We start from the raw sequence: 12,854 nt of genomic DNA, 5'->3' as shown, positions 1-12,854 counted from the left end.
AAAGGCGGGATAGATTATATGAATAAAACAGTATTACTTGTTGAAGATGAAAGAAGATTACGTGAAATCGTTAGTGATTATTTTCGTAATGAAGGCTTTGAAGTAATCGAAGCAGAAGACGGAAAAAAAGCGTTAGAATTATTTGCAGAGCATGAAATTGATTTAATTATGTTAGATATTATGTTACCAGAAATAGATGGATGGTCTGTTTGTAGACGAATTAGAAAAGAATCAGCAGTACCAATCATTATGTTGACAGCACGTTCAGATGAGGATGATACATTACTAGGGTTCGAATTAGGTGCAGATGAGTATGTAACAAAACCTTTTAGTCCGAAAGTGTTAGTAGCTCGAGCAAAGACATTATTGAAACGTGCGGATGGTGCGGTAGGAGTAACTGAAGAAAATGCTATGTCTTTAGCTGGAATAGAAGTGAATCGACTATCTAGAACAGTTTTAGTAGAGGGAGAAGAAATTATATTGACACATAAGGAGTTTGAGCTTCTTGTTTATTTAATGGAGAACAAAGGAATTGTGTTGTCGCGTCAACATTTATTAGATCAGTTATGGGGATATGACTACTACGGCGATGATCGAACGGTTGATACACATATTAAAAAACTGCGAAATAAGCTAGGAGATAGAGCGAAGCATATCGGTACTGTCATTCGAGTGGGTTATAAATTTGAAGAATAACCTTTAAGTTACTATGCACTTTAGCTTCGGGATATAGCAAATTTATACTCTCCTTTGTAGGTGGAATGTACAAAAAATACTTTTCTTGTCTACAATGATAGATAGGAGTATTTTTTTAATTGGATTTCACGATGAGTTCACAAGAAGGACACAAAAAGTGACTATACTGAAAGTACGAGTTCACCAGAGAGGGGAAATAAAACATGGGATATTACGACGGACCGAATTTAAATGAAGAGCATAGTGAAACGAGAGAAATGAAAAAATCAGGTAGTAAAAAAGGATATTTTTTCACAGGTTTAGTTGGAGCTGTAGTCGGGGCAGTTTCGATTAGTTTTGCAGCACCGTACATGCCATGGGTGCAAAATAATGGTGCAGCTGTTTCGTCATTCAATTCTAATAAACAAGTAGAAGGAACTGTAGTTCCAGTTGTAAATAAAGCGAAAAATGAAACTGATTTACCGGGAATGATCGAGGGCGCGAAGGATGTTGTTGTTGGTGTGATTAATATGCAACAAAGTGCTGATCCATTTGCGATGCAGCCGACAGGCCAAGAACAAACAGCTGGTACAGGCTCAGGTGTTATTTATAAAAAGGCAGGAAATAAAGCATATATCGTAACAAATAACCACGTAGTAGATGGTGCAAATAAACTTGCCGTTAAACTAAGCGATGGAAAGCAAGTCGATGCAAAATTAGTTGGTAAGGACCCTTGGTTGGACTTAGCTGTTGTAGAGATTGATGGATCTAATGTGAATAAAGTTGCAAGTTTAGGTGATTCCAGTAAAATCCGTGCGGGTGAGAAAGCAATTGCAATCGGTAATCCATTAGGATTTGATGGAAGTGTAACGGAAGGTATCATCAGTAGTAAAGAGCGTGAAATTCCAGTTGATATTGATGGTGATAAACGTCCTGATTGGCAAGCACAAGTTATTCAAACAGATGCAGCGATTAACCCTGGTAATAGTGGTGGTGCACTATTTAACCAAAACGGTGAGGTAATCGGTATTAACTCAAGTAAAATAGCTCAGCAATCAGTAGAGGGTATTGGTTTTGCAATTCCAATTAACATCGCAAAACCAGTTATTGAATCACTTGAAAAAGATGGAGTGGTGAAACGTCCAGCACTAGGAGTCGGTGTCGTTTCATTAGAAGATGTGCAAGCTTATGCAGTAAATCAATTAAAAGTGCCAAAAGAAGTAACAAATGGCGTTGTATTAGGTAAAATTTATCCAGTATCACCAGCAGAAAAAGCTGGTTTAGAGCAATATGATATTGTAGTAGCATTAGATGATCAAAAAGTAGAAAATTCACTTCAATTCCGTAAATATTTATATGAAAAGAAAAAAGTAGGCGAGAAAGTAGAAGTTACATTCTATCGCAATGGTCAAAAAATGACGAAAACAGCTACATTAGCAGATAATTCAGCTACAAAGAATCAATAAATGTAACCTTTAACCAGTGGAGAGTTCTCTTCCTTCTGATTATTAGCTTACATCAATCGGAATAAAAGAAAGTCTCTTTCATGTTGAAAGAGACTTTCTTTATCGGATATACTAAAGGTATAGGAGGGATTAATTATGACAATTGAAAACCCAACTCGTACGGAAATTGGTGAAGTATTGAAGAAAAGCAAAACAATCGCAGTTGTTGGATTATCAGATAAACCAGAACGTACATCGTATATGGTTTCAAAAGCAATGCAAGACGCGGGGTACCGCATTATACCGGTAAATCCAACAGTTGATGAAGTACTTGGAGAAAAGGCAGTGCCTTCACTAAAGGATATTAAAGAACATGTTGATATCGTAAACGTATTCCGCCGTTCAGAATTTTTAATGGATGTTGGGAAAGAGTTTGTAGAGATTGATGCAGATGTTTTTTGGGCACAATTAGGAGTACAAGATGAAGATACATATAAACTTTTACAAGAAAAAGGCTATACTGTAATAATGGATCGTTGTATTAAAGTAGAGCATGCGATGACAAAGTAGTATAGACTTTAAAGATAAAAAGATTGATTCAGCCCTCACAATATACATAAGTAGGGCCGATGGACGAGGTGTTCATCATGAGATTTTTTAAAGGCTGTTTTTGGGGATTGTTACTTGTTATCCCGTTTTGGATATTGATCATTTGGATCATGATAAAGGTATGGAATGTATAATATTGGAATACATATCCATTTCTCGTTGACAAACGATTATTTTTCTGAAATAGTAGCCTAGAGGAATCCTTGTGAAAAAACAAGGATTTTTCTATTGAAAATGGTATATAAAATAGATAAGATAACTTGCCAAAACTATAGTCGAGGCGTTATTCTATAATAGAAACATATGTTCTGATTTAATTAGGAAAGGGGCAAGGAGTTTGGCGAAGCATCAGTTCCAATATAATGAAGATGCAATTCAAGTGTTAGAAGGACTTGAAGCCGTTCGAAAACGCCCGGGTATGTATATCGGGAGTACGGATAGCCGTGGATTGCATCATTTAGTATATGAAATAGTAGATAACTCCGTTGACGAAGCGTTAGCGGGATTTGGCGACGAAATTTCTGTCGTAATACATAAAGATAATAGTATTAGTGTTATTGATAAAGGGCGAGGAATGCCTACGGGAATGCATAAACTTGGGAAACCAACACCTGAAGTCATTTTAACTGTACTTCATGCTGGTGGTAAGTTTGGTCAAGGTGGCTATAAAACAAGTGGTGGTTTGCACGGTGTTGGGGCATCAGTTGTAAATGCCTTGTCAGAATGGTTAGTAGTAACGATTAAACGTGACGGAAATATTTATGAACAACGCTTTGAAAATGGTGGTATTCCTGCAACGACGTTAGAGAAAATCGGGAAGACAAAAGAGTCTGGTACAACAATACATTTTAAACCAGATACAACTATTTTCAGTACAACAAATTACAATTATGAAACATTATGTGAGAGATTACGTGAATCTGCATTCTTATTAAAAGGAATGAAAATATCGATAAAAGATGAACGTAATGATTTAGAGGATGTATTTCATTATGAAACAGGAATTGAAGCTTTCGTTTCATACTTAAACGAAGAGAAAGATTCGATTCATCCAGTTGTATACTTCACTGGTGAACAAAACGGAATTGAAGCAGAGTTAGCATTCCAGTTTAACGATGGCTATTCAGAAAACATTCTTTCGTTTGTAAATAACGTACGTACAAAAGATGGGGGAACACACGAAGCTGGATTTAAAACAGCAATGACGCGTGTGTTCAATGAGTATGCTCGTAAAGTATCGTTATTAAAAGAAAAAGATAAAAACTTAGAAGGTACAGATATTCGTGAAGGTGTAGCGGCTATCGTTTCTGTACGTGTACCAGAAGAAGTACTTCAGTTTGAAGGGCAAACGAAAGGGAAACTAGGTACAAGTGAAGCTCGTTCTTCAATTGATGCAATTGTATCTGAGCATTTAGCTTACTTTTTAGAAGAAAACCCGGATGTTGCTACACTTCTTGTGAGAAAGGCAGTTAAAGCAGCGCAGGCGCGTGAGGCTGCTCGTAAAGCGAGAGAAGAAGCGCGTACTGGTAAAAAGAAAAAGAAATCAGAAGGTACATTGAGTGGTAAGTTAACACCTGCACAATCACGTAACCCACAGAAAAATGAACTGTACTTAGTAGAGGGTGACTCTGCCGGTGGTTCAGCGAAACAAGGTCGAGACCGACGTTTCCAAGCAGTATTACCATTACGTGGTAAAGTAATTAATACAGAAAAAGCAAAGCTTGCTGATATTTTTAAGAATGAAGAGATCAATACGATTATTTACGCAATTGGCGGTGGCGTAGGGAATGAATTCGCTGTTGAAGATATTAACTATGATAAAGTTGTTATTATGACCGATGCAGATACGGATGGAGCACATATTCAAGTGTTACTACTGACGTTCTTCTACCGCTATATGAAGCCACTTATTGAAGCTGGTAAAGTATTTATCGCACTTCCACCTTTATATAAAGTAAGTAAGGGAAAAGGGAAAAGTGAAGTAATTGAATATGCATGGTCTGATGAAGAATTAGATGGTGTAACAAAAAAGGTCGGTAAAGGCTATATGTTGCAGCGCTATAAAGGACTTGGTGAAATGAATGCCGATCAATTATGGGAGACAACGATGAATCCTGAAACACGTACGTTAATTCGTGTGAAAATTGACGATGCATCAAGAGCTGAGCGTCGAGTTACGACATTGATGGGTGATAAAGTAGAACCTCGCCGTAAATGGATCGAACGAAATGTACAATTTGGTATGCAAGAAGAGGGAAATATTTTAGAAAATGAAATGATTATGGAGACGGAGGTGGAATAACATGCAAGCAGAGAAGTTTCATGACCTCCCGCTTGAAGACGTGTTAGGTGATCGCTTTGCACGTTATAGTAAATATATTATTCAAGACCGCGCGCTTCCAGATGCGCGTGACGGTTTAAAACCGGTACAAAGACGTATTTTATATTCTATGTATGTAGAAGGAAATGTACATGATAAAGCGTTTCGTAAATCAGCTAAAACAGTAGGTAATGTTATTGGTAACTACCATCCACACGGTGATTCCTCTGTATATGAGGCGATGGTACGTTTAAGTCAAACTTGGAAAGTACGTAATGTTTTAGTTGAAATGCATGGTAATAATGGTAGTGTTGATGGCGATCCAGCAGCGGCAATGCGTTATACAGAAGCACGGTTATCACCAATTGCATCTGAGTTATTACGTGACCTTGATAAAGAAACAGTAGAATTTGTGTCAAACTTCGATGATACGAGTGAAGAACCAGTTGTATTACCAGCAATGTTCCCAAACTTATTAGTGAACGGATCGACAGGGATTTCAGCTGGTTATGCAACAGAAATTCCTCCGCATCACCTTGGAGAAGTAATTGATGCGACGATGATGCGTATTGATAAGCCGAATAGTACTGTTGATGATTTATTAACAGTTATTAAAGGACCAGATTTCCCAACGGGTGGTATTATTCAAGGGATTGATGGTATTAAAAAAGCGTACGAAACAGGGAGAGGTAAAATTATTATTCGCGGAAAAGCAGAAGTTGAAACGATTCGTGGTGGGAAGCAACAAATCGTTATTACAGAAATTCCGTACGAAGTAAATAAAGCAAACCTTGTTAAGAAAATGGATGAATTACGTCTAGATAAAAAGCTAGATGGAATTGCTGAAGTGCGTGATGAGACAGATCGTACAGGTCTTCGCATCGTTGTAGAATTAAAAAAAGAAGTAAATGCTGAAGGTATTTTAAATTATTTATATAAGAATACAGATTTACAAATTCCGTACAACTTTAATATGGTAGCGATAAATAATCGTCGTCCGACACTTATGACATTACCTAAGATTTTGGATGCATATATTGGGCATCAGAAAGAAGTTGTTACAAGACGCTCACAATATGAATTACGAAAAGCAGAAAATCGTCAACATATTGTAGAAGGTTTAAAGAAAGCATTATCGATTTTAGATGAAGTGATTGAAACGATCCGTGCTTCTAAAGATAAGCGTAACGCGAAAGATAATTTAAGTGCGAAATTTGGATTTACAGAAGCACAGTCAGAAGCAATTGTGTCGCTGCAATTATATCGTTTAACGAATACAGATATTACGGCGTTAGAACAAGAAGCGGATGAGCTTAATAAGAAAATTATAGAGTTACAGTCGATTTTACAAAGTGAAAAAAGACTACTTCAAGTTATTAAAACAGATTTGAAGAGAGTAAAGAAAACATATAGTGATGATCGCCGTGCTATTATTGAAGAACAAATTGAGGAAATTAAAATCGATGTGGAAGTTATGATTCCGCAAGAAGATGTCATCGTTACTGTAACGAAAGAAGGATATGTGAAACGAACGGGTTGGCGTTCACATAATGCATCGAACGGGAAAGACTTCGGTATGAAAGAGGGTGACATCTTACTTGAGCGTTTCGATACAAACACGACAGAAACCGTTCTTTTATTTACGAACAAAGGAAATTATATTTATCTTCCTGTATATGAAATGCCAGAAATCCGTTGGAAAGATTTAGGTCAACACGTTGCGAATCTCGTTTCACTCGAGCGGGATGAAATGATTATCTGGGCGACCGTCGTACCGAATTTTGAAGAAGAAAAACGATTTATCGTATTTGTTACACGAAACGGTATGATTAAGAAAACCGAATTAAACCAATATAAAGTGCAACGTTATTCAAGAGCGTTCGTCGCTGTAAACTTGAAAAAAGAAGATGAAGTTGTTGATATATTTGCGACAGATGGAACGAGTGATATTGTTCTTGCAACTCATGGTGCATATGCACTTATTTTCCATGAAGATGAAGTAAGTCCAGTTGGTGTAAGAGCCGCTGGTGTGAAAGCAATTAATTTAAAAGAAGATGACTATGTCGCTTCTGGTAAACCATTAAATGGTGACAAAGATCAACTTATTCTCGTAACGCAGCGTGGTGCTGTAAAACGTCTAAAAGCATCAGAAATTGAGAAATCAACGAGGGCGAAGCGAGGTCTTGTTATTTTCAAAGAGTTAAAACGTAATCCGTACCGCATTGTCGGTATTGAAATTGTTCGAGACGATGAACTAGTTTACATGAAGACAGAGAAACACATTGTAGAAGAGATTGATCCGAAAGCGTATCGAAATAAAGACCGGTATAGTAACGGTAGTTTAGTATTAGATGTTAATGATACTGGTGAAGTTGTAGAAACGTGGACGAAGAAAAGAACGGAGTAAAGGAAGCATCTTGCTATCATTCATAGCAAGATGCTTTTTTATAAGCAAATCATTATGTATATAAAAATAATATTGTTATAATAGTGGAATGAAATCGTTCTCATGAAGTGAAACTTTAATCAGTGGGGGTTTTCTTCATCCCCCACTGATTATTAGTTGAACCAATTGGGCTTTTACGGGCAGTAAGGCCCTCACCTAACTTCTTTGCTTTCGCTGAATTTTGAGGTAGGGGTCTTACTGCCCGCAAGTAGCGGGATAAATGGAGGGGCAACATGAAAAAAATAGGTGTAGGGATTGTAGGATTTGGATTTTCTAGTACAACATTTCACATCCCGTTATTACAAACGATAGAAGAATATGATATTCGTGCTATTTTATCATCAAAAGAAGAAGTAGTGAAACAAGCATTACCAAATGCTGAAGTTGTTGGCACAATTAAGGAATTAGTAAATCGTGCTGATATTGACTTAGTAGTTATTACTTCACCGAATACAACTCATTTTCCATATGTAAAAGAAGCGATTGTACATGGTAAGCATGTTGTTGTGGAAAAACCATTCGTTGTTTCAATTGAAGAAGGAGAAGAACTTATTTCATTAGCGAAGCAACATAATGTCGTTTTAAGTGTGTATCACAATCGCCGTTTTGATAATGATTTCTTAACGATAAAGAAATTGTTAGAAGAAAAAAGAATAGGGAATGTATACGCATATGAAGCGCATTTCGATCGTTTCCGCCCACATGTACGTGATCGCTGGAGAGAAAAGAATTTACCAGGATCGGGAATTTTATATGATTTAGGCTCACATTTAATTGATCAAGCATTATCATTATTTGGGAAACCAGATGCGATAAATGCTGATGTAATAAAGCAACGACCAGGTGCAGAAATTGATGACTACTTCCATGTTGTACTTCATTACGGAGTAAAGCGTGTCATTTTACATAGTAGCAGTTACGTAAACCAAGCAGGTCCACATTTTACACTGCATGGAGATAAAGGTTCTATTGTGAAGTATGGTATGGATTCACAGGAAGAACAATTAAAAGAAGGAATGAAGCCAGGAGATAATGGTTATGGTGCAGACTCTGAAGAGAATTTTGCTACTATAGAAACAGAAGAAGAATTAGTATGTATGCCGACAGAAGTCGGCTGTTATGAAATGTATTATAAAGGTGTAAGAGATAGTATTGTAAATGGTGAGAAACCACCTGTAACAGCAGAAGAAGGTTTAGATGTTATTAAAGTGATTCAATTAGCTATTGAAAGTAGTGAAACGGGTAGAGTTATTCCTGTAAAATAAAAAAGACACGAATTTCGTGTCTTTTTTATTTTTGTGGAACAGAAAGGCCGTAAAAAAACATAGTGACTATATCTTGTATATGTTTTTCTCGATCTCCTTCAAGAAGTTGCACCCCGAAATCATCACCTAACTTAGTGAACATTTGAATGTAAAGTAACATCATTTCTTTTGAAAGGTGTGGATTAATTTCATTCTTTTGCTGTGCTTGTTCTAATATTTCTAAATACCAAGGCAGGATTTTTTCATTTTGATAACTATAAATAAATTCTCTGAGCGCTTCGTCTCTTTGCATCATTTGTAGTAACATATCAGGCTGAAATAACCCGCCAGTATTCATTTTTCTTACAATCATTTTTTGCATCATATCATGAAAAGGTAAGTTTTCTTCTGCAAGATCTTTATAATATTGAAATTCAGATATTATAAATTCTTGTATAAGCTCCCTAAATAACGCATCTTTACTTCCAAAATGATTATAAATTGTAACTTGAGAAACGTTTGCTTTCTTTGCAATATGTTCTATTTTCACTTCATTAAATCCACGTTCTGAAAATAATTTAAAGGCAGCATCTTTAATGGCACGTTTTTTTTTTTCTTTCACTTTTTCAAAGCCGTTCAAAGCAATCACCTCATTTAAAATATACAAGAAAAAATAATTGAAAACAATATTTTTGAAATATGGACATATGAATATTTCAAAAAGTTGTTGCGAATATGAAAGATGAGGAGTACAATAATTTTGAAATATCATACATTAAATATTTCAAAAAATGAGGTGCGCTTATGATTTCAGTTCAAAATGTCACAAAACAGTTTTCAAATGGGAAAGGCTTGTTTGATATTACATTTGAAGTGAAAAAAGGGGAAGTTTTTGGCTACTTAGGACCAAATGGTGCTGGGAAATCAACAACAATTCGTAATTTAATGGGATTTATAAAACCGACAGCTGGTAAAGCGACAATTTTCGGATTAGATTGTTGGGAAGATGCTGCGAAAATTCAAAGAGAAGTTGGCTATTTACCAGGAGAAATTTCTTTTATTGAAGGAATGAATGGATTAGAGTTTTTAAATTTGATGCAAGGAATGCGTGGGCTGAAGGAAACGAAGAGACGTGATGATTTAATAGAGCGTCTGCAATTCGATGTGAAAACACCAATTCGAAAAATGTCTAAAGGAATGAAACAAAAAGTAGGGATTGTTGCTGCATTTATGCATGATCCAGAAGTACTAATTTTAGATGAACCGACATCAGGACTCGATCCACTTATGCAACAAGTGTTTATAGATTTAATATTAGAGGAAAAGCAAAGAGGGAAAACGATTCTTATGTCGTCGCATATTTTCACTGAAATTGAGAGAACTTGTGACAGAGTAGCTATTATTAAAGATGGTCGTCTTGTAACGGTTGAAGATATTCATGATTTACAGGGAATGCGAAGACAAGTAATAGATGTAACAGTAGCATCTCAAGCTGAAATACAGTCACTTACTCAATCAAATTTACAATTCGAGGCTGTGAAAGGGAAAACAGCATCAATTATTGTGCAAGGAAATTATCAAACTGTTTTACAAATACTTTCAAACTATAATGTAACTGCACTACAAACGAGAGCGACGGATTTAGAACATTTATTTATGCATTATTACGATAAGGAAGAAGGGGTAAAGCATGAATAAGCAATTATTTTTAGCTAGTTTGAAAGAAACGCAAAAAAGTATTTTGAGTTATGCTACTGGTGCAGCTCTTTATTTATGGTTATTAATTTGGATATTCCCATCGATGGTTTCAGCGAAAGGGTTAAATGAATTAATAAGTGGCATGCCTGATAGTGTAAAAAAAATCGTTGGAATGGAGAGTCCAATTCAAAACGTAATGGATTTTTTAGCTGGTGAATATTATAGCCTATTGTTTATTATCATTTTAACAATTTTTTGCGTCACGGTTGCAACGCATTTAATTGCTCGTCATGTAGATAAAGGAGCGATGGCATATTTATTAGCAACACCTGTATCCAGGGTGAAAATTGCAATTACGCAAGCTACCGTTCTCATATTGGGACTATTAATTATTGTAATTGTTACTTATGTAGCTGGTATATTAGGTGCAGAATGGTTTTTAAAAGATAATAATTTAAATAAAGAATTATTTTTAAAAATAAATGTAGTCGGAGGCCTAATATTTTTAGTAGTTAGTGCTTATTCATTTTTCTTTTCTTGTATATGTAATGACGAAAGAAAGGCACTAAGTTATTCAGCAAGTTTAACTATCTTATTTTTTGTATTAGATATGGTAGGTAAATTAAGTGATAAGTTAGAATGGATGAGAAATATATCTTTATTTACATTGTTTCGTCCGAAAGAAATTGTTGAAGGAACATATAATATATGGCCAGTAAGCTTAGGCTTAACTGTTGGAGCACTATGTATTTTTATATTAGCAATTGTAGTGTTTAGGAAGAGAGATTTGCCGTTGTAAAGTAGAAAGTCCACTTAATTAGTGGGCTTTTTTGTTTAACAGTATAACTTTTATATTTAATTATTATATACTATTTAAAAATTATACATAATAGTGTAACATAATAAAGGGGTTCAAGTTAAATAGCAAGGGGGCTATCATATATAATAAATGATTGTCATCGATAGAAATAGTATGGGAGAAATGAAAGAAACAGGGGAGTATTAAAAATGAAAATTGTAAAGAATTTAACATTCCAAGTTATTGTGGCAATTATTTGTGGTATTGCAGTAGGAGCGATTTGGCCTAGTGTTGGACAACAAATGAAGCCAATTGGTGAGACGTTCATTAATATGATAAAAATGGTCATTGCACCAATCATCTTTTTAACAATTGTGCTTGGTATTGCAAGTATGGGAAGTATGAAAAAGGTAGGACGAGTTGGTGGGAAAGCGTTATTATATTTTGAGATTGTTACAACTTTTGCTCTTGTCATTGGTATTATCGTAGCGAATGTCGTACGTCCTGGAGATGGATTAGATCCTTCAAAGTTAAAGGGCGGAGATGTTTCACAATATGTACAAAGCGGGCAAGAAATGAAATGGATGGACTTCTTTTTACATATCGTGCCTTCTAATATGTTTGAGGCATTTGCAAAAGGTGATATATTACAAGTGTTATTCTTCTCCATTTTATTTGGTGCAGGGTTAACGATGCTAGGGAAAAATGGACAACCTGTTATCGACTTTTTTGAAAGATTATCGAAAGTATTTTTTAACATTTTATCAATTGTAATGAAATTAGCACCGGTTGGAGCATTCGGTGGAATGGCGTTTACAATTGGTAAATATGGTTTAAGTACACTTATTCCACTTGGTAAATTGATGATTTGCGTATATGCGACAATGGCATTATTTGTTTTTATTGTTTTAAATTTTATTTGTAAACTGTATAAATTTAGTTTGTGGAAATATTTGGCGCATATTAAAGAAGAATTACTTATTGTTTTGGGGACATCATCATCAGAATCAGTACTGCCGCGAATGATGACAAAGATGGAAGACTTCGGGTGTTCGAAGCCGGTAGTAGGTTTAGTCATTCCAACAGGCTATTCTTTTAACTTAGATGGAACAACGATTTATTTATCAATGGCTACTATATTTTTAGCTCAAGTCTTTCACGTCGATCTTTCACTAGGTCAACAATTAACTATAATAGCTATTTTATTAGTTACATCGAAAGGAGCAGCAGCAGTAACGGGCGGGGGATTTATTGTACTAGCATCTACTTTATCTGCGATGAATGTTATCCCGTTAGAAGGGTTAGCACTTTTATTGGGTGTAGATCGTTTCATGTCAGAAGCAAGAGCGATTGTAAATTTAATTGGTAACGGTGTAGCGACTGTAGTTGTGGCAAAAAGCGAAAATGAATTCAATGATGAGAAGTATACGAGAGTGTTAGATGAAATGAAAAAAGAGAAAATGGCCGGATAAAAAAAGTCAGCCTTGCTGACTTTTTTTATTTTTGTAGGAAAAGAGTTTCTAAAAATATACATTATTTATTAACAATAATTCACAGAGATTTAATGTGTAAATATAATAAAGACTATTAAAATGGTACATTTATATGAATGAGAAAT

At 35.4% G+C, this 12,854-nt stretch carries 10 protein-coding genes; 9 read left to right on the top strand and 1 reads right to left on the bottom strand.

All coding sequences use genetic code 11. The features are described 5' to 3' along the window. Positions 1–18 precede the first annotated feature (18 nt). The 6 genes from LUS72_RS17420 to LUS72_RS17395 all read left to right on the top strand — a co-directional run bounded on the left by LUS72_RS17420 (position 19) and on the right by LUS72_RS17395 (position 8,760). Complete coding sequence (locus LUS72_RS17420) at positions 19–696, top strand: response regulator transcription factor (protein ID WP_097829057.1); 678 nt, start codon at positions 19–21, stop codon at positions 694–696. A 203-nt stretch (positions 697–899) separates the two neighbouring features. Next, positions 900–2,141: a S1C family serine protease gene (locus LUS72_RS17415; protein WP_097829056.1), complete on the top strand. Its 1,242-nt coding sequence runs from the start codon at positions 900–902 to the stop codon at positions 2,139–2,141. 135 nt (positions 2,142–2,276) lie between these two features. After that, on the top strand, positions 2,277–2,690 hold the full coding sequence (locus LUS72_RS17410) for a CoA-binding protein (RefSeq protein WP_097829055.1): 414 nt from the start codon (positions 2,277–2,279) through the stop codon (positions 2,688–2,690). 376 nt (positions 2,691–3,066) lie between these two features. Continuing rightward, entirely contained in the window at positions 3,067–5,031 is a 1,965-nt protein-coding gene (gene parE / locus LUS72_RS17405; protein WP_001062190.1) for a DNA topoisomerase IV subunit B, read from the top strand. A gap of 1 nt (position 5,032) precedes the next feature. Beyond that, a complete protein-coding gene (parC, locus tag LUS72_RS17400; RefSeq protein ID WP_097829054.1) occupies positions 5,033–7,456 on the top strand; it encodes a DNA topoisomerase IV subunit A in 2,424 nt (807 codons plus the stop codon). A gap of 272 nt (positions 7,457–7,728) precedes the next feature. Next, positions 7,729–8,760 (top strand): oxidoreductase, encoded by a 1,032-nt coding sequence (locus LUS72_RS17395; RefSeq protein WP_264447527.1) that lies wholly within the window; start codon positions 7,729–7,731, stop codon positions 8,758–8,760. 25 nt (positions 8,761–8,785) lie between these two features. Here LUS72_RS17395 and LUS72_RS17390 read toward each other — a convergent pair whose 3' ends face one another. Further along, complete coding sequence (locus LUS72_RS17390) at positions 8,786–9,379, bottom strand: TetR/AcrR family transcriptional regulator (protein ID WP_097829052.1); 594 nt, start codon at positions 9,377–9,379, stop codon at positions 8,786–8,788. Between the two features lie 164 nt (positions 9,380–9,543). Here LUS72_RS17390 and LUS72_RS17385 point away from each other — a divergent pair, with 164 nt between their 5' ends. From LUS72_RS17385 to LUS72_RS17375, 3 genes are all read left to right on the top strand, one after another. Then, complete coding sequence (locus LUS72_RS17385; RefSeq protein WP_097829051.1) at positions 9,544–10,437, top strand: ABC transporter ATP-binding protein; 894 nt, start codon at positions 9,544–9,546, stop codon at positions 10,435–10,437. Beyond that, entirely contained in the window at positions 10,430–11,236 is an 807-nt protein-coding gene (locus LUS72_RS17380; protein WP_264447523.1) for an ABC transporter permease, read from the top strand. Before LUS72_RS17385 ends, LUS72_RS17380 begins: the two co-directional genes overlap by 8 nt. 209 nt (positions 11,237–11,445) lie before the next feature. Then, on the top strand, positions 11,446–12,708 hold the full coding sequence (locus LUS72_RS17375) for a dicarboxylate/amino acid:cation symporter (RefSeq protein ID WP_264447521.1): 1,263 nt from the start codon (positions 11,446–11,448) through the stop codon (positions 12,706–12,708). Positions 12,709–12,854: the final 146 nt, after the last annotated feature.

Origin of the sequence: Bacillus cereus (assembly GCF_025917685.1) — a bacterium.
Lineage (GTDB): Bacteria > Bacillota > Bacilli > Bacillales > Bacillaceae_G > Bacillus_A > Bacillus_A cereus_AT.
The sequence above is the reverse complement of the archived record's forward strand: the minus strand, read 5'-3'. Positions and strand labels throughout refer to the sequence as shown.